This is a genomic window from Microbulbifer celer, assembly GCF_020991125.1.
Taxonomy (GTDB): Bacteria; Pseudomonadota; Gammaproteobacteria; order Pseudomonadales; family Cellvibrionaceae; genus Microbulbifer; species Microbulbifer celer.
Window position 1 is genome coordinate 1,878,936 of record NZ_CP087715.1, and the last position, 17,418, is coordinate 1,896,353.

Genomic DNA, 17,418 nt, shown 5'->3' on the forward strand with positions numbered 1-17,418 from the left:
ATAAAGCGGTAGACAATATGAACAGAACGCGACAACGGTTCAGCCTCCTGGGAGGCGCACTCCTGGCCTCCCTGCTCTCGGCAGGTGTCCAGGCCGCAGGCTACGCCGGCACCCAGTTTGAAATTGAGATGGTGGTATTCAGCCGCGACAACGGCATGAGCCAGTCGCGGGAAACCTGGCCCACCGCCCCGCGCCTGGGCTACGACAGCCAGTGGGTGGATTTCGACACGCCTTCATCCGATGATCCTCTGGTTCCGGCGCTGCAGCCCGCAGACAATCTGCTGAACAACAAAGCAGCCGCCCTTCGCCGCGCATCGGGCCATCAGGTGTTGTTTCACAAAACCTGGCGACAGGTACTGCACAACGAGCGCAATGCACCAGCCGTTTTGATCAGTGGCGGACCTCGCCACGGTGAGCACAATGCCCTGGAGGGCAGTGTCACTCTGAGCGTTTCCCGCTATCTGCACGTGAGCACCGATCTGTGGTTTATGGAATTTGACCAGCCGCCGATGGACACTGCGGCTCCGATAACCAACCAGGGCAACTCCAACACACCGACGGGCATTCGTATCCCTCAACGCCCGAAGGTGACCCACACCATTCGGGAAAGCGAGCCGCTGGGGCTCGGTATTGACGGCGACATCAGCGCACCAGCCGGATTCGACAACACATCCGCCGATAGCCCCGCCATCAACAGCGGCTACAGCACCAGCGCAGACAGGGCGGTCTTCTCTGGCGACAACTACGGAGAAGCCTCCACACTCACCCCCGCGCCAGTCTATGCGAGCCGGGTTGCAGTCCTGCGGGAAGAGCGGCGACTGCGCAGCGGTGAACTGCACTACATTGACCATCCCAAACTGGGCGTTCTGATTGAAGTGCGCACCGTGAAAGCTGATCCGGAAGCGGATTAAGCAGCCTCTTCGGACAACCCCTCTGTCTCACAAAGCGGCCTCCGGGCCGCTTTGTTACTTGTAACCGTCTGGCCCAAAAGGCCAATCATCCGCTATACAGGGCAATATGATTACCAACGACGCCATTATCCTGGGCATGCTGGCCGTTATCCTCGGCTTTGTCTTCCATACCGCAAGTAGCGACAACCGATTCTGGAAGCGCTTTTACCGCTTTGTACCCGCACTGCTGCTCTGCTATTTCCTGCCGTCATTACTGACAACGTTCGGCATCATCGATGCCCACGAATCCAACCTGTATTTCGTCGCTTCCCGCTACCTGCTGCCCGCCAGCCTGGTACTGCTGACCCTGAGTATTGACCTCAAGGGTATTCTCAACCTCGGCCCCAAAGCGCTCATTCTGTTCCTCACCGGCACTCTCGGCATAGTGATTGGTGGGCCGCTGGCCCTGCTCCTGATGTCGGTCTTCAATCCCGACCTGCTCAATGGTAACGGACCCGACGCCATCTGGCGCGGCATGACCACGGTAGCCGGCAGCTGGATCGGTGGCGGCGCCAACCAGGCGGCAATGAAAGAGATTTACGAGGTAGGGGGACAGGTATTCTCCGCCATGGTGGCAGTCGATGTGATTGTCGCAAACCTCTGGATGGCGGTTCTGCTATTGATGGCGGGCAATGCCAAAAACCTCGACGCCCGACGGGGTGCTGACACCACGGCCATCACGGTATTGAAAGACCGGGTGGAGACCATGCAGCGCAAGCATTCCCGCAACCCGACGCTTCAGGACCTGATGCTGATCGCCGCGGTGGGCTTCGGGATTACCGCGATTGCACATGGCTTTGCAGATGTACTGGCACCCTGGTTCCAGGCCAACGCACCGGGACTCTCCCGCTTCAGCTTTACCAGCCCGTTTTTCTGGCTAATCGTGATTGCGACTACGCTCGGTGTTATCGCCGCATTTACCCCGGCGAAAAAACTTGAAGGCGCAGGTGCAGCTAAAATCGGCTCGGTATTTATCTACTTTCTGGTGGCCACAATCGGCACCCATATGGACATCACCGCATTGAGAGACAGCCCGGAGCTCTTCCTGCTCGGTCTGATATGGATGGCCATTCACGCGGGGCTGATACTGCTGGTGGCAAAACTGATCAAGGCCCCAACCTTCTTCATGGCAGTAGGCAGCCAGGCCAACGTGGGCGGCGCCGCTTCGGCGCCGGTGGTCGCTGCCGCCTTCCATCCGTCACTTGCCCCTGTCGGGGTACTGCTCGCCGTTATGGGATATGCGCTTGGCACCTACGCGGCCTGGTTCTGCGGTCAGCTCCTGCGCGTCGTTGGCGCTGGTTGAGCCTGATCAGAAAATTCGCTCAACACAAAAACGCCTCGCGCACCGGAACTCCGGTGCGCCGACGGATCAGATCAATTGGGTGATACGGAATTCAGATTATTCGCAGGGAACGACGTCTTCGGCCAGCAAGCCCTTATCGCCCTTTTGCATTTCGAATTCGACCGCCTGGCCTTCATTCAGGGTTTTATAACCCTCGCCACGGATGCTGCGGTAGTGCACAAAAATATCTTCGGAACCTTCTGCACAGGTGATAAAGCCATAACCCCGGGCATTGTTAAACCACTTCACGGTACCCGTTACGCGATCACTCATTAAACCAACCTCATTATTGTTATCGTGCCCACCGTTGTAACGGGTGGTACACATACCCCGTTTGCAACTGCCTGAGCAGTTACTGCTACCAGACGAATCATCTGTCTCAGTGCCCGCTTTGTATGCCAGCGAGTCACTACTGATTCTTAGACAAAATTGCGCCACTGTCTAGGCTTCAGCGTGAAATTAATATTACTTCACACTGAGAATGCGCAATAAATCACCACTTAAGTATTAAGGCCAACCAATTAATGTCACTTCAGACATAAAGGTACCGGATGGCTCACCTGTCACCAGCCGGTTGCATACCCGCGCCCTGGGGTTCCGGCAGCTCAGCAATATGCAGGGTTGACGTCGGGAAGGCGCAGGAAGCCCCGTGATCCTCCACAATTTCCAGGACTTTCAGCAACACGTCCTGTTTGATCTCGTGATAGCGCACCCAGTCCGTGGTTTTGGTGAACGTATAAATAAAGAAATCCAGCGATGATGGCGCAAAGCTGTTGAAATTGACGATCAGCGTCTGATTAGTGTCAATCTCCGGGTGACTCTGCAACATCTTCTTCACGTCACTCACGATCGCAGCCATGTGCTGCGCATCTTCATAGCGAATACCGATGGTTTCATAAATACGGCGATTGAGCATACGCGAGGGGTTTTCCACCGAAACCTGCGTAAATACGCCGTTGGGAATGTAGAGCGGCCGCTTGTCAAAGGTGCGGATGCGGGTCAGACGCCAGCCGATATCTTCTACGGTTCCTTCGATCTCTTTATCCGGTGAGCGTACCCAATCACCGACTTTGAACGGGCGATCCAGATAGATCATCAAGCCACCAAAGAAGTTGGCCAGCATATCTTTGGCTGCGAAACCGATAGCGAGGCCACCGATACCACCAAAGGCAAGCACACCGCTGATGCTGTAGCCGAAGTGCTGCATCACTACCATGGCTGCGGTAATCAGTATCGATGCCTTGACCAATTTGCCCATCGCGCGGACCGTAGTGGCATCCAGCGGCTTGCTCATATAACGCGGATCAACCAGATTGGATTCCACCGCGTTGGCAAAGCGCATGGCAAACCAGGTCAGCAAGATGATAAACCCGGTCTCGCGCAAATTCGTGACGAACCCGTATATTTCCGCCTCAGTGGCCCGCCCGGCACGGGCGGCCGCGAGTGTAAGCCCCACGAGCCATATAACCAGAGAGGCTGGCGGATTGATTGAAGCGGTTAACGCATCATCCCACGGATTGACGGTGCGCTCTGCGCGCTTCTTGAGGCGATTGATGAAAATCCCAAGAATCCAGGCTGCAAATGCAGTGAGCAGGACGATCAGAAAAACTTCCGCAATCCAGACCCGGCCATCCCCCACCAGGGAACGCAGGAAAGCTTTTATTGAATCCACACTTTACTCCAACTTCAATAATCGTTGTTTTGAAACTTTTTATGAGTCCATCGAGAGCGCAATTATATGAATGATTCAGAGCGCGATTGAGAACGCAACCCGGCAAATTAAAGCCCGGTTGTGGTTGACCACAAAAAACGCCTTTACACCCAGGAGGCCAGCCATTCGCGAGTCTCGTGCCAGCGACGCATCTTCTCCACATCCGCCCAACTGCCTATGGCACCTCCACCGCGCATTTTCTCCAGACGCGCACTGGATTGCGGATCCGGCTTAAAGTCGCCCAGCGCGTCCAATGTTTCCAGAGCACCGGCGCGATTGTTACACACAATCCCCATATCGCAACCCGCACCCAGTGCGGCGTGGATGCGCTCGGCGTACCCCCCTACCGCTCCGGCACCTTCCATTGTCAGATCGTCGCTGAAAATTACTCCGTCAAATCCCAGCCGGGCTCGCAGAATCTCTCGCAACCAGTAGCGTGAAAAACCCACATTCTGCTCGTCGACCTGTTCAAACCGGATATGTGCCGGCATCACTGCATCCAGTTCACCAGCGCGGATGCACTCGGTAAACGGGGTGCAATCGGTGGCGAGTACCTGCTCCAGGGAACGTCGATCAATGGGCAACTCTTCGTGACTGTCTTCCAGTACCTGACCATGGCCCGGAAAGTGTTTACCGGTGGTCGCCATACCCGCCTCGTGCATTCCCGCCATAAATGGACGGGCCTTGCTCGCTACCGCCAGGGGGTCTCCCGCAAAGCTGCGGTCGCCGACAATCCGGCAAAAATCCTCGTCAGCATCCAATACCGGCGCAAAACTGAAGTCCACGCCGACCGCGCGCAACTCGGCTGCCAATAGCCAGCCGACGTCCCTGAGTCGCGCCTCATCGGCCCGAGCACTCAGTGCCTGCATGGACGGGATACGGGTAAAGGTGTCTTTGAAGCGCTGAACCCGCCCCCCTTCCTGATCTACCGCGAGGAGGATTTCCGGGCGCTCGGAGCGAATCTCGGCCACCAGCTGTTGCAGCTGATCGCGGTCCTCAAAATTGCGAGCAAAGAAGATCAGCCCACCCACCAGCGGATGCTGCAACAGCTCGCGGTCTTCCTGAGTGAGCGCTGTTCCCTCTACATCGATCATCACCGGACCAATTTGTGCCGTCATGATCTTCTCTCCTCTTACTGGGTTCTATCTTTACCGGGCTCTATATCTGAACACGCCAAGTTGACGATTTCTGTGCAGGTGCGCTGACTATTCGGGCGCCGTCAACATAGCCGCCGCGGCCGGCGCCAACCGCGCCAGAGTCTCTTCAAGACTACTCTCCGCGCCGAAATCCTCTCTCAGGATAGCTTCGATGGCCTCGAAGCTCGACAGGGAAAATATCGTGGCTCCCAACATGAAATACATGCGCCAGTAGAGCGTGACCGGATCTACCCCGGGCAACGCATCGCGCAGGGAACCGGCAAAATGTCGGTAGCTGTCGCCGTATCGCGCCACGATAAAACGACGTAAGTGCCCCTGGGACTGGGTATAAGCCAGCCCCAGCAGCCGCATGAACCGCTGCGGGTGACGCCCTTCCCGGGCCATACCCGCCAGCGCAACCCGATACAGGCTCTGTAGCAGGTCATCCAGATTCAGATGCTCACCCTGCGACTCACGACGGCGCAGTTCCGCATTGAGACTTTCCGTAAAAGGCGTAAGGAAACGTTCGAAAACAGCCTGAATCAGCTCCTTTTTCGAACCAAAATGGTAGTTCACCGCTGCGAGATTGACTCCGGCGGTACTGGTAATGGTGCGCAGGGACGTCTCGGTAAAACCGCGCTCGGCGAAAAGCACCTCTGCGGCATCCAGAATCCTGCTGACGGTATCAAGCTGACTCATACCCATTCAAACCAACAATTTAAACAAGCGTTTAAACCGGAGACTAGCACAGCCGGCACGGAATGGAACATCCAGAGCCTAGCCGCCCCCCTTACAAGCACCTCCGTTCATTCAACAACAATGCGTTTTGGAATGGCGCAAGTACTACCGGGCCACGCCAGGGGACATTAGATTGCAGTCAGAGGCGCTGCCTTACGGAGCGCTCAACAACTTCAAGATGATGACAATGAGCGACAGGAAGCCGTTCTCCCGAAGATACAGGAGAAACCCCATGGCCAGAATTGCACCGGAAATCGGCGGATGGTTTGAGAACTTTGAAAGCGGTGAAGTATTTGAAGTCGTAGCGCTGGATCAACCCGGCCGAGCGATTGAAATTCAATACAGTGATGGCGCCCTGAGCGAAATCGACTACGACAGCTGGCCGCAGTTACCGGTGATTGGCGCCGCCGCACCGGAGGACCCGAACGCCGGCTATGGCACCGTGGCAGAAGAAATGCAGGATGAGGAGGATACCGGCTATCGCAGTCCGATCTTCAACTCCGCTCGCAGCGCCATCGATAAGCTCGAGGGCGAGAGTTTTCCCGGCACTGACGAGTTCGACGATTAAGCCGGCCGAGTCGACGTGACGGGCTATCACTAGAGATTGGTTATCACCATCAGTCACTGCGACCCGCCAGGAGCGGGGCCAAATACCAGGGAAAGGTATCGAACAATCTACCCGTTCTTTTCCCGGGTGAACTCGATAATGATTTCGGCAGCCTCGTCGACCGTGTCCACCAGATAGAACAGATCGAGATCGGCGGCGTCTATGCACTCACACTCAAGCACGGTATTGAGCAGCCAGTCTTTCAATCCTGCCCAGTAACGCTTCCCTACCAGCACGATGGGGAATCGCCTCACCTTTTGTGTTTGAACGAGTGTAAGGGCTTCAAACAGTTCGTCCAGGGTACCGTAACCACCGGGCAGTGCGATGAAGCCCACCGCGTGCTTCACAAACATGAACTTGCGGACAAAGAAATATCGAAAGTTCAGACTGATATCCAGGTAGGCGTTGGGAATCTGCTCGAAGGGTAACTCGATATTCAGCCCGATGGATGAACCTGCCTGAGAAAATGCACCGCGATTACACGCTTCCATCAGGCCAGGGCCACCGCCAGTGATCACGGGCACGCCCTCTCCGGCCAACAACTCTCCGAGGTGCATCGCCTCCTGATATTCCGGCGCCTCCTCCTGGAAACGCGCACTGCCGAAAACCGTTACCGCACCCTTCAACGTGATCAGGCGTTCAATACCATCCACCAGTTCTGATTGAATGCGCAGCACTCGCCACGCTTCCGGCATTTTTGCATCCAGCATATGCCTTCTCCTTTATATGCCGCACTCTCAAATTCATCATCACTTTTATTGTGCAAATTGGGAGTGGGACTCCCCTATAAGTCTAGCAGCTGTAAAAAATACAGCTGGAGAATTGCAGACACACCAAATCTGTATATAATCCCAGCAACTGTATATAAATACAGACAACAGGAAAGCCCATGACGAATCTCACTCCGCGCCAGACTCAGGTACTCGAGCTGATCAAATCCTACCTGGATGACACCGGGTACCCGCCGACGCGCGCAGAAATTGCCCAGGAACTGGGCTTCCGCTCCCCCAATGCGGCGGAAGAGCACCTCAAGGCACTGGCCCGTAAAGGCGCTATCGAAATGGTGGCCGGCGCCTCCCGGGGCATTCGCATTCCCGACTACCAGAGCGGCTTACCCATCGTCGGCCGCGTTGCCGCGGGGAACCCGATACTGGCGGAAGAGAATATCGAGGAATATTGCGAGATTCCCGCAGAGTTCTTCCACCCCCCTGCGGATTACCTGTTGCGCGTACACGGTATGAGCATGAAGGATGCGGGCATTTTCGACGGTGACCTGCTGGCGGTACAACGCACCGAGAACATTCGCAACGGCCAGATTGTGGTTGCGCGGATTGAAGATGAAGTAACGGTCAAACGCTTCCGTCGCCGCGGCAATCAGGCAACGGTGCAGTTACTGCCGGAAAACGAGGATTTTGACGTCATTCAGGTGGATATGCGAGACAAGAACTTCGCCATCGAAGGATTGGCGGTCGGCGTGATTCGCCAACACGCCGACTGATACGATGTGGCCGGACTAAGACACTAAACGTCGGATTCTCCCTCTGACACCACAACCAAAAACAGGGCCCGATGGCCCTGTTTTTGGTTCTGACATACTGCGAATTGCCGCTTTCACATCCAAGTTTGCTCAGTGAGTCAAACCTGTTCAGTGAATGGTGTGCTCGGTCACGTCTACCGCCTCGTCTTCCTCGAAAGCGTCTGCTTCGAGGGCCCCGATATCCTGCACGGCCTCGATCCCGGCTTCCAGCATGGCACGAGCGATGGCAATTTTGTGCTCGCGCAGAAAATGCAGGCTTTCCTCAGAGAACTGGATACGCACCAACGGGTCTTCCTTGTGGCCGGCACGGCGCAGGGCCACGTCGCCATTGGACAACTCGATGATCTCGTAGGTCTCGGTGGACATTCACTTCTCCAGTTACAGCGGGATTTGCGCGCAGTGTAACACAGGGTGGGAACGGGATCAGTCGCGCGCCGGCGACCGTTGCCGTTTCACCACTCCTGCCCCTGAGCGCGCTGACGAGTCACCAGCTCGATGAGTGCCTGCTGCCATTCCAGGACAGACTCAGCGGTCAACGCTGCTGCCGGATCGTCCCTGAGTTCCGCCATCGGAATCAGATTAACCGCTGACGATCTCTGGGCTCCTGCCGCAGTGAGCGGGGATTGCCCGGGTATTAACAACCCCCGCCAGGCGGACTGCAGCGCAACCACCCAGCTGTCAGGATTGTCAGCCAGGTTGCACAGTTCCGTGACCTCAGCACTGACTTTGTTGGCGGCCTCGGCGTAACGCCCCAGGTCCCGCGCAGTTTCCGGCTCTACACCCAATTGAAGCTGATGGGACTGCTCCGCGAGAAAAGCCCTGAATGCCCGCCACAACTGCAGTACGGCCCCCTCTATGAGCGCCTGGCGCTCAAGCATATTGCCTGCGCCCGAGGCTTCCTGCAGTGTTGAGGCAGAAGCCAGCAACAGCTGGCTTTTGCGCACCGCGGAAGCCACTGTGCCGGTATAGGGGTTACTCATCAGGATTTCCGGGTAGTGGTGCTCTTGTTGGCCGGTGCTTTTTTAGCGGCCGCTTTCTTCTTGGCGGGTGCCTTTTTAGCAGCGGCCTTCTTTTTCGCTGCGGGCGCTTTTTTCGCTGCGGGCTTTTTCTTGGCCGCAGGCGCCTTCTTAGCCGCGGGCGCTTCTACCTGCCACTTGCCATCGCGATAGAACGCTTTCCAGCCCGTGGCTTTACCGTCCTCCTCGGACTGCACGTACTGCTCTTGCGTCTTGCGACTGAAGCGAACAACGGTGTCCCGACCTTCGTTATCCTCTGCGGGGGCAGAGAAGAGAAAGCTGTATTTCGGGTCGATTTCGTTCTTGTGCGGCAGCAGCTCTTTAATGCGCGGCGCACGAGTCTCGCGGTTTTTCGGGAATTGACTCGCCGCCAGGAACAGCCCGGACGCACCATCGCGAAGAATGTAGGTGTCATCCACTTTCTCGCAAGGCAGCTCCGGCATGGGCACCGGGTCCATTTTGGGCGGCGCAGGCTGGCCGCTCTTAAGCAGCTTGCGCGTGTTTTTACACTCTTCGTTGGTGCAGCCAAAGTACTTGCCAAAGCGGCCGGACTTCAGCTGCATATCGTGGCCGCACTTGTCGCACTCGATCACCGGACCATCATAGCCCTTGATCTTGAAGGTGCCCTTCTCTACCTCGAACCCGGTGCAATCCGGGTTGTTACCGCAGATATGCAGCTTGCGCTGCTCATCTACCAGGTAACTGTCCATCGCGGTGCCGCATTTCGGGCAGCGGTGCTTTTCCCTCAACTGCCGGGTTTCGGCATCTTCGTCTTTGTCCGCATCGATCGCCTCTTCCCCCGACACCAGGTTCATGGTGTTGGTACAACGCTCCTTGGGCGGCAGGGCGTAACCAGAGCAGCCGAGGAATACCCCGGTGGAACCGGTTCGGATCTGCATATGCCGACCGCATTTTGCGCACTCGATATCGGTATCCGTAGGGGAATTGCGCCGCATGCCGTTGTCGGCATCCTGCGCGACTTCCAATCGCGAGGAAAAGTCAGCGAAAAATTCGTTGAGCAGATCTTTCCAACCACGGTCGCCTTCCGCAACTTGGTCGAGGGACTCTTCGAGGTTCGCGGTAAAGCCGTAATCCATCAGGTTTTTGAAGCTCTCGCTGAGCCTGTCGGTGACGATATCGCCCATCTTCTCCGCGTAGAAACGACGATTCTCCAGGCGTACGTACCCGCGGTCCTGAATTGTGGAGATAATCGATGCATAAGTGGAGGGTCGGCCAATCCCGCGCTTCTCCAATTCTTTTACCAATGCCGCCTCACTGAAACGCGCCGGCGGTTTGGTGAAATGCTGTTTCGGATCCAGCTTTTTCAGATTCAGCTTTTCGCCGACCTTGATGTCGGGCAACACCAGGTCTTCATCTTTTTTACCGGGAGGCGGCGCGACTTTAAGGAAGCCGTCGAAGCGGATCACGCGCCCGCGGGTACGCAGCTCGAAGTCTCCCGCCGAGACAACCACTGAAGTGGACGTGTACTGGGCCGGCGTCATCTGACAGGCCACAAACTGTTGCCAGATCAGGGTGTACAGACGCTCGGCATCGCGCTCCATACCGGACAGCGTATTCGGTTTGACCCGTACATCCGAAGGACGAATCGCTTCGTGCGCCTCCTGCGCGCCCTCTTTGCTGCTGTAGCGGTTGGGATCTTCGGGCAGGTATTTATCGCCGTAGTTCTCACCGATGAACGCTCGCACGGCGCTGACAGCTTCTGCGCTCAGATTGGTGGAGTCGGTACGCATGTAGGTGATATACCCGGCTTCATACAGCCGCTGGGCCATCATCATGGTTTTCTTGACACTGAAGCCGAGGCGGTTACTCGCTGCCTGCTGCAGCGTGGAAGTAATAAACGGCGCGCCGGGCTTTGAACTCGTGGGCTTGTCATCCCGCGAGGTCACTTCAAAGTTGCTGGACTGCAGTGCCTGGAGCGCGGCCATCGCGTCAGTTTCATTGGTGGGGCGGAAGGCCTCGCCACTGTGCTTCTTGACTTCCAGCCGCAGCGGGTCGGACTTTGCCGTTTCTGTGTCGGCAAACAATGTCCAGTACTCTTCGGGAATGAAGGCCCGGATTTCCCGCTCGCGCTCCACCACGAGGCGCACGGCTACAGACTGTACCCGTCCCGCTGACAGGCCGCGCGCTACCTTTTCCCACAGCAATGGGGAAACCATGTAACCCACAATACGGTCTAGAAAACGTCGCGCCTGTTGCGCATTCACTCGATTGATATCCAGTGGGCCCGGATCTTTGAAGGCCTCCTGGATCGCAGATTTGGTGATTTCGTTGAACACCACGCGACGGTAACGCTGATCGTCACCGCCAATGGCCTCACGCAGGTGCCAGGCAATCGCCTCCCCTTCGCGGTCCAAGTCCGTCGCGAGATAGATGTGGTCAGCATTGGCGGCGAGCTTACGCAGCTCGTCTACCACTTTTTCTTTGCCCGGCAGAATTTCGTAGTGCGCTTTCCAGTCGTGATCCGGGTCAATCCCCATGCGCTTGATCAACTGCTCGCGGTTTTTCTTGCGCTTGTAGATGACCTTCTGTTCCGGAGACAGCTTGCGGGTTTCCGCGGCGCGACGGGCGCGCTCCTTTGGATCAACCGGCTTTTTATTGGATCCCGCAGTCGGTAAATCGCGAATATGACCGACACTGGACTTCACCACGAAGTCCTTTCCGAGGTACTTGTTGATTGTTTTTGCTTTGGCCGGCGATTCGACAATGACCAGTGATTTACCCATAAGCCTTTGATTTTCAATAAAAAATTTACTGCCAACACTCTACCGGAACCAGCCGGCTTGTACAGCGCGTTGCGCGAATATATATGCTCCGCCCCCTCTGCGGTCAAGCATTAAGCGGCGGTCGAGTCTCGACTATAGCTCCTGTGACCGGTGCGTGGCCCCGGGGTTCAAGCAGAATTCCGGGGGGCAAACGGCCCCAGAAAAGCAGCCCAGATCCCGGGATCTGGCAGAACATCGGCAAATCTGGAGGCAAATTACCGAAAGCAAGTCGGCAGCCGCGGTGCACCGCACCATCATTTTTTCTCTCCATCTTCGCTGCGTGAATCATTCCGCTGCGGCTCGCGAATGGCTTCTTCTATTATTGGGCGCAATTCCGATAGCGCGTGCTGAATAGCCTTGAATCCCGGTTCGCCACTGGTTTCTTTCCACTGCACCCCGAGCCCGCCATCACTACACAGCACTGCCGTTGCGTCCGCAGGCAGCTTCTCCAGCAGATCCCGCAGCGCTGATTCCGCCGCCGGCGGCGCATGGCGGCCATTGCGCCAGTCCCAGACACCGGCGAAGTGCATCTCATGGGACATACGCTGTAACTCCAGCCCCCAGCCGGTATGCAGTTTGCGCGGATTACGCCAGCCGGCAATGTAGACCGCGGCAGTACCGGTACCCTCGGCAGCCGGGAGCGCCTGCATTTGCACCTTGAGACCGGCACTGGTCGCATTTTGTCGAAGGCTCGCCAGGCGCCGATCCCGGCTGCTGGGTTTAAGCCACATCACCGGCCCGATCACCAGCGCGACGGCGAGTACAATCACAACAAGAGGAAGCCAGCTGGCCATGAAAAATTCCCTATCCAGTAATCCGGAAGACAAATACGCGTCAATAAGCCGCCCATTTTTCATCGCGCCAGGGCGGTTGTGTCAAGTCTGTTTTTTTAAAGTAGACTCAGTAATGGCCAGTGGACACTATTGAATCGGCAACTAATACCGGAACAGCGAGGGGTTTATGGCAGGTTACAAACACATCCTGGTAGGACTGGATCTTTCCGAGGAATCTTCTCAGGTACTGGACCGTGCAGCGCAACTCGCCAGTGACAGCGGCGCAAGTATGAGCCTGGCCCACATCATTGAGCCGCTCACATTCGCCTATGGCGGCGATATCCCCATGGACCTCTCAGAGGTACAGGAGCAACTGCAGAATCAGGCAAAAGAGCAGTTACGCAAGGCGGCGCAAAACCTGAACATCCCTGCGGAACAGCAGCACGTTCTACTGGGACAGCCGGCCACCGAAATCCACCGCCTGGCAGAAGAGTCTGCCTGCGACCTGATTGTCATTGGCAGCCACGGGCGGCACGGCCTCGCACTATTGCTGGGCTCGACGGCCAACGGCGTTTTGCACGGCGCGGGCTGTGACGTGCTGGCGGTACGGGTACATCACCCGGAAGAGTAACCGCCAGCACCACACCCCGGCGGTCACATTTCGTCCAGCTCTGCCCAGCGCTCGAACGCCGCCTCCAGCTGCTGCTGGAGGTCCGCCAGGTACTGCAGACGGGCTTGCACCACTTCGCTGTCCTGCTGGTAAAAATCTGGCGCCGCCACTTCCTGCTCCATTTCACCGATGGACTGCTCCAAGGTCTCAATTTTCCCGGGCAGCGCATCCAGTTCCCGCTGCAACTTGTAACTGAGCTTTTTAGCTTTCTGCGGCGCAGGCTTCTGCTCAGTACCGACGCTGCTTTCGCTGGACGATGAACCTACCGACTTCTCCGGCTTGCGCGCCTGCAGCTGCTCTTCGGCACTGAGGAATCGCCCGCCTTGGCGCACGAAGTCCTCGTAACCACCGACGTATTCCCGCACGACGCCTTCTCCCTCAAACGCGAGACAGCTATCCACTACATTGTCGAGGAACGCCCGATCGTGGCTCACCAGCAGTACTGTGCCCGGGAAGTCCAGCAACAGCTGTTCAAGTAGTTCCAGGGTTTCCACGTCCAGGTCGTTGGTGGGCTCATCAAGCACCAGAATATTCGCGGGCTGACTGAACAACTTGGCCAACAGTGCGCGATTGCGCTCGCCGCCACTGAGGGCACTGACCTTGGTGCGGGCTTTGACACCGGTAAACAGGAAATCCGTCAAATACGACATGACGTGCCGGGTACTGCCGCCGATCTCGATACTTTCACGACCCTCGGCAATATTATCCAGTACCGTCATATCCGGGTTGAGGGTATCCCGGCGCTGGTCGAAATACGCAACCTGCTGCTTTGTGCCCAATCGCACATTGCCGCTGGTCGGCTCCAGATCGCCGAGCAGCACCCGGATCAGGGTACTCTTTCCCGCGCCATTCGGGCCGATCAGGCCAACCCGATCTCCGCGCATCAGAGTGAAGTCGAGGTCACGAAACAGAGGCTGTTCGCCGGGGAATGCAAAACTGATGTTGGTCAATTCTGCCACCAGCTTGCCAGACTTCTCTCCGGAGTCGAGGGACATACGTGCAACGCCCTGCCGCTGGCGTCGCCCGGAACGCTCTTTGCGCAGTGACTTCAGCGCTCGCACTCGCCCCTCATTGCGGGTCCGACGGGCCTTGATACCCTGGCGAATCCAGGCTTCTTCCTGGGCGAGTTTTTTGTCGAATAACGCGTCGTTGCGCGCCTCTTCCTCCAGGAGCTTTTCTTTTTCCTCCTGGTAGCGATTGAACTGGCAGTTGAAGGTTCTGAGAATCCCGCGGTCGAGATCCCATACCGTGGTGGCAAGGCGCTGTGCCAGCGCCCGATCATGGCTGACAAACAACAGAGCGCCGCGGTAGCTGCTGAGAAAGTTCTCCAGCCACTCCACCGCCGCAATATCCAGGTGGTTGGTGGGCTCATCCAGAATGAGAAGATCCGGCTCAATCACCAGCGCGCGCGCCAGCGCCGCTCTGCGCTGCCAGCCGCCAGACAGTGAAGCGACCTTGTCATCCGCAGACAGATTCAGTCGATCGAGCACGCTGTCTATGCGCGCCAATAGCTCCCACCCGTGAGCATTTTCGATTTTCGCCTGCAGGTCCGGGTCCAGGTTTTGCCGGTATTGTGCCAGCCAGACGCCCACGTCCCCCAGCCCCGCGGCCACGTACTGGTATACCGAGTCGGTACAGTCCTCTGGCAGGGCCTGCTCCAAAGTGGCCAGCACAACACCACTCTGGCGAATGACCTCGCCTTCGTCCGGATCGCCACCACCGGCGATCAGGCGCAACAGACTGGATTTGCCCTCCCCGTTTCGCCCCACCAGACAAATCCGGTCTCCGCGTTCGATTTTCGCACAGATCTGGTCTGCCAGAATCTGCACACCATAGCGTAAAGAAACGCCATCCAACTGAAGCAACATAAATAACAACTACAATGGTTTCGGGAACCTCAGAACACTTCCGCAATAACTCGCGTGACCTGAAGGTTGCAGCGGCAACACCGCCTGATCGGCCTTCAAGTCGGGCCCAACGGGCTCATAGAGGTTCACCTGGGTGAAAAAAGACATTTTACGCTTTATTCTGCCCGGTACGAATAAGCGAACTCTCAATCGGGTTTACAGTATGTCGATTGGCAGCAAGGGACTCGCCATTTTCCTCGCCACCACACTGGGGACACTCTCCTGGAACACGGTCTCCCAGGCAGCGCCACTGCTCGCTGACGCCCGTGGGATGGGCACCGGACCCAAGTCGGCGGCGCGCGCCGTGAAGGCGCAGGAAAGCCAGACAGTCAAGGAAGCAGAAAAAATCGTCGCCCAGCGTGAAAAACTCCAGCAGGCGCGCATGGCCATTGCCACCAATGATCGTTCGGAACTGCAAAAGCTGGAGCGCGAACTCAAAGATTATCCACTATTACCCTACATCGAGTACTGGGACATTACCAAAAGGCTCTCTCGCCTGCCCTTCAACGAAATCGATGGCTTTCTGGATAAGTATCACGGCACTGCGATCGGCGACTGGATGCGGGTGCGCTTGCTCCGCGAACTCGGTAGCCGCAAGCGCTTCCGCGATTACCTGAAGTATTTCGACCCCGAAACCATTACCCGCACCCAGCTGCGCTGCTACTACGTGGACGCCTTATCTCGCCATGGCGACAAAAAGGAAGCCTATCCGCTGATTGAGAAGCTGTGGACCGTGGGCGCCTCGCAGCCCAAAGAATGCGACCCGGCATTCGCCCGCTGGATGGCCGACGGCGGGCTCACACCGGAGATCGCCTGGCGACGGCATTTTCTCTCCGTAAGTGCCGGCAACCTGGATCTCGCCGGATATATCGCGCGCAAGATGAGCAAACCCGCCGCCAGGCGGGCCGCTTTGATGCGCTCGGTCTATCGAGACCCGGATCAGATACTGGACTATAACCGCTTTGTAAAAAAGGATCCCGAGTACCGGGATATCGTCGGTATCGGCCTGTACCGGCTCGCCAGTCAGGATCCGGACAAGGCCGCTGCAGCCTGGCAACGCTACAGCGCGAGCTTCCTCTACGACGACGAAGAGCGGGAGGACTTTCTCCGTCACCTGGCGCTCAGATTTGCCTGGAAGGATGACAAGAAAGGCCTGCAAGCGTTGATGAAACAGAATGAGGGCTTTTTTGACCTGCGCACATCAGAGTGGCTGATCCGCCAGTCTCTGCGGGAGATGGACTGGGCCCAGGTGGAGTTCTGGATCGACCAGTTGCCGGAAGACGAGCGCAATCTCGATCGCTGGCTGTATTGGAAAGCCCGGGCTATTCAAGAGCAGATCGCTGCCAGTGGCAAAAAGGATTCTGCGCGTACCGAGCTCGCCACCCGCCTGCTCCAGAAAGCGGCCGCCGAGCGCAGTTACTACGGTTTCCTGGCATCAGATACCATTGGCAAAGATTACAGCTTTGTCGATCGGCCGGCGCCGGTCACACCAGAACAGGTGAATGAGGTCGCCGCTCGGGCGGACATGCAACGCACCCGGGAGCTGCAGGCCATCGGCGAGTTTTACCACGCACGGCGCGAATGGAACTACGCCACCGACAGTATGACACCGCGCGAACTGATGGCCGCGGGCAAAGTTGCCAGCGCGTGGGGTTGGCACCACAAATCTATCCAGTCAATTCTGGCGGCGGATTACCTCGACGATCTGGAGCTGCGCTTCCCGCTGGCATTTCCGGATATCGTGGAAGAGATGGCTGACAAGGTGGGTAAAAACAAGGCACTGGATCCCTACCTGATTTTTGCCGTAGCGCGCCAGGAGAGCCACTTCAGTCACGATGCCAAATCCGGCGCCGGGGCCATGGGGCTGATGCAACTACTGCCATCAACGGCCCGGGCCACGGCGCGCAAAGCCGGGGTGCCCTATCGCCGCAGCTGGGACCTGCTGAAACCGAGCACCAATATCAACCTCGGCGCCTTCTATCTGAACTCCCTGCTGGACCGCTTTGACGACAACCGGTTTCTCGCTGCCGCGGCCTATAACGCCGGTCCTACCCGGGTTTCGCGCTGGCTGAAAGATACCGGTAGCAAGTTGCCCTTTGACGTGTGGATCGAAACCATCCCGTACAGTGAAACCCGCAAATATGTACAGAACGTGCTGTATTACTCGGTAGTCTACGCCTATCGCACCGGCAATAAAGCCACACTGCTGCGGGACAACGAAGCCAGGAAAAAACTTTGACCGTTTTTG

General features: G+C 57.2%; 16 protein-coding genes. 6 read left to right on the forward strand and 10 right to left on the reverse strand.

What is annotated here, in order from left to right:
* Positions 1-17 precede the first annotated feature (17 nt).
* Together LPW13_RS07875 and LPW13_RS07880 are read left to right on the forward strand one after the other, a co-directional pair.
* On the forward strand, positions 18-911 hold the full coding sequence (locus tag LPW13_RS07875; RefSeq protein ID WP_230438889.1) for a CsiV family protein: 894 nt from the start codon (positions 18-20) through the stop codon (positions 909-911).
* A 106-nt stretch (positions 912-1,017) separates the two neighbouring features.
* The gene (locus LPW13_RS07880) at positions 1,018-2,253 is read left to right on the forward strand and encodes a DUF819 family protein (protein WP_230438890.1); all 1,236 of its coding nucleotides are present in this window, start codon (positions 1,018-1,020) and stop codon (positions 2,251-2,253) included.
* Between the two features lie 96 nt (positions 2,254-2,349).
* Here the strand turns inward: LPW13_RS07880 and LPW13_RS07885 are convergent, their stop codons facing one another.
* The 4 genes from LPW13_RS07885 to LPW13_RS07900 form a co-directional block, all read right to left on the reverse strand.
* The gene (locus tag LPW13_RS07885; protein ID WP_230438891.1) at positions 2,350-2,565 is read right to left on the reverse strand and encodes a cold-shock protein; all 216 of its coding nucleotides are present in this window, start codon (positions 2,563-2,565) and stop codon (positions 2,350-2,352) included.
* A gap of 283 nt (positions 2,566-2,848) precedes the next feature.
* The gene (locus LPW13_RS07890; protein WP_230438892.1) at positions 2,849-3,964 is read right to left on the reverse strand and encodes a mechanosensitive ion channel family protein; all 1,116 of its coding nucleotides are present in this window, start codon (positions 3,962-3,964) and stop codon (positions 2,849-2,851) included.
* Between the two features lie 143 nt (positions 3,965-4,107).
* Complete coding sequence (nagZ, locus tag LPW13_RS07895; protein ID WP_230438893.1) at positions 4,108-5,121, reverse strand: beta-N-acetylhexosaminidase; 1,014 nt, start codon at positions 5,119-5,121, stop codon at positions 4,108-4,110.
* A gap of 87 nt (positions 5,122-5,208) precedes the next feature.
* A complete protein-coding gene (locus LPW13_RS07900) occupies positions 5,209-5,838 on the reverse strand; it encodes a TetR/AcrR family transcriptional regulator (protein ID WP_230438894.1) in 630 nt (209 codons plus the stop codon).
* 271 nt (positions 5,839-6,109) lie between these two features.
* On the opposite strand from LPW13_RS07900, the gene LPW13_RS07905 reads away from it, so the two are divergent.
* Positions 6,110-6,445: a DUF6763 family protein gene (locus LPW13_RS07905; protein WP_230438895.1), complete on the forward strand. Its 336-nt coding sequence runs from the start codon at positions 6,110-6,112 to the stop codon at positions 6,443-6,445.
* 107 nt (positions 6,446-6,552) lie between these two features.
* On the opposite strand, the gene LPW13_RS07910 is transcribed toward LPW13_RS07905, so the two are convergent.
* Positions 6,553-7,194 (reverse strand): LOG family protein, encoded by a 642-nt coding sequence (locus LPW13_RS07910; protein WP_230438896.1) that lies wholly within the window; start codon positions 7,192-7,194, stop codon positions 6,553-6,555.
* A gap of 179 nt (positions 7,195-7,373) precedes the next feature.
* Between LPW13_RS07910 and lexA the strand changes: the two genes are divergently transcribed.
* Positions 7,374-7,982 carry a transcriptional repressor LexA gene (gene lexA / locus LPW13_RS07915; RefSeq protein WP_230438897.1) on the forward strand — a complete coding sequence of 203 codons (609 nt, stop codon included), beginning with the start codon at positions 7,374-7,376 and terminating at the stop codon, positions 7,980-7,982.
* 147 nt (positions 7,983-8,129) lie between these two features.
* On the opposite strand, the gene LPW13_RS07920 is transcribed toward lexA, so the two are convergent.
* The 4 genes from LPW13_RS07920 to LPW13_RS07935 form a co-directional block, all read right to left on the reverse strand.
* Positions 8,130-8,387 (reverse strand): hypothetical protein, encoded by a 258-nt coding sequence (locus LPW13_RS07920; protein ID WP_230438898.1) that lies wholly within the window; start codon positions 8,385-8,387, stop codon positions 8,130-8,132.
* Positions 8,388-8,473: 86 nt separating this feature from the next.
* The gene (locus LPW13_RS07925; RefSeq protein ID WP_230438899.1) at positions 8,474-9,001 is read right to left on the reverse strand and encodes a DUF6586 family protein; all 528 of its coding nucleotides are present in this window, start codon (positions 8,999-9,001) and stop codon (positions 8,474-8,476) included.
* On the reverse strand, positions 9,001-11,781 hold the full coding sequence (gene topA, locus LPW13_RS07930) for a type I DNA topoisomerase (RefSeq protein WP_230438900.1): 2,781 nt from the start codon (positions 11,779-11,781) through the stop codon (positions 9,001-9,003). Before topA ends, LPW13_RS07925 begins: the two co-directional genes overlap by 1 nt.
* 293 nt (positions 11,782-12,074) lie before the next feature.
* Entirely contained in the window at positions 12,075-12,614 is a 540-nt protein-coding gene (locus LPW13_RS07935) for a hypothetical protein (RefSeq protein ID WP_230438901.1), read from the reverse strand.
* Positions 12,615-12,780: 166 nt separating this feature from the next.
* On the opposite strand from LPW13_RS07935, the gene LPW13_RS07940 reads away from it, so the two are divergent.
* Entirely contained in the window at positions 12,781-13,224 is a 444-nt protein-coding gene (locus tag LPW13_RS07940) for a universal stress protein (protein WP_230438902.1), read from the forward strand.
* A 23-nt stretch (positions 13,225-13,247) separates the two neighbouring features.
* Here the strand turns inward: LPW13_RS07940 and LPW13_RS07945 are convergent, their stop codons facing one another.
* Positions 13,248-15,131, reverse strand: a complete 1,884-nt coding sequence (locus LPW13_RS07945; protein ID WP_230438903.1) for an ATP-binding cassette domain-containing protein — start codon at positions 15,129-15,131, stop codon at positions 13,248-13,250.
* A 202-nt stretch (positions 15,132-15,333) separates the two neighbouring features.
* On the opposite strand from LPW13_RS07945, the gene LPW13_RS07950 reads away from it, so the two are divergent.
* Entirely contained in the window at positions 15,334-17,409 is a 2,076-nt protein-coding gene (locus tag LPW13_RS07950) for a transglycosylase SLT domain-containing protein (protein ID WP_230438904.1), read from the forward strand.
* Positions 17,410-17,418 lie beyond the last annotated feature (9 nt).

Coding starts and splice junctions, on each gene's coding strand:
- LPW13_RS07880 (WP_230438890.1), top strand. CDS start 1,018: ATGATTACCAACGACGCCATTATCCTGGGCATGCTGGCCGTTATCCTC.
- LPW13_RS07935 (WP_230438901.1), bottom strand. CDS start 12,614: ATGGCCAGCTGGCTTCCTCTTGTTGTGATTGTACTCGCCGTCGCGCTG.
- LPW13_RS07945 (WP_230438903.1), bottom strand. CDS start 15,131: ATGTTGCTTCAGTTGGATGGCGTTTCTTTACGCTATGGTGTGCAGATT.
- topA (WP_230438900.1), bottom strand. CDS start 11,781: ATGGGTAAATCACTGGTCATTGTCGAATCGCCGGCCAAAGCAAAAACA.
- LPW13_RS07925 (WP_230438899.1), bottom strand. CDS start 9,001: ATGAGTAACCCCTATACCGGCACAGTGGCTTCCGCGGTGCGCAAAAGC.
- LPW13_RS07910 (WP_230438896.1), bottom strand. CDS start 7,194: ATGCTGGATGCAAAAATGCCGGAAGCGTGGCGAGTGCTGCGCATTCAA.
- LPW13_RS07940 (WP_230438902.1), top strand. CDS start 12,781: ATGGCAGGTTACAAACACATCCTGGTAGGACTGGATCTTTCCGAGGAA.
- lexA (WP_230438897.1), top strand. CDS start 7,374: ATGACGAATCTCACTCCGCGCCAGACTCAGGTACTCGAGCTGATCAAA.
- LPW13_RS07920 (WP_230438898.1), bottom strand. CDS start 8,387: ATGTCCACCGAGACCTACGAGATCATCGAGTTGTCCAATGGCGACGTG.
- LPW13_RS07950 (WP_230438904.1), top strand. CDS start 15,334: ATGTCGATTGGCAGCAAGGGACTCGCCATTTTCCTCGCCACCACACTG.
- nagZ (WP_230438893.1), bottom strand. CDS start 5,121: ATGACGGCACAAATTGGTCCGGTGATGATCGATGTAGAGGGAACAGCG.
- LPW13_RS07885 (WP_230438891.1), bottom strand. CDS start 2,565: ATGAGTGATCGCGTAACGGGTACCGTGAAGTGGTTTAACAATGCCCGG.
- LPW13_RS07905 (WP_230438895.1), top strand. CDS start 6,110: ATGGCCAGAATTGCACCGGAAATCGGCGGATGGTTTGAGAACTTTGAA.
- LPW13_RS07900 (WP_230438894.1), bottom strand. CDS start 5,838: ATGAGTCAGCTTGATACCGTCAGCAGGATTCTGGATGCCGCAGAGGTG.
- LPW13_RS07875 (WP_230438889.1), top strand. CDS start 18: ATGAACAGAACGCGACAACGGTTCAGCCTCCTGGGAGGCGCACTCCTG.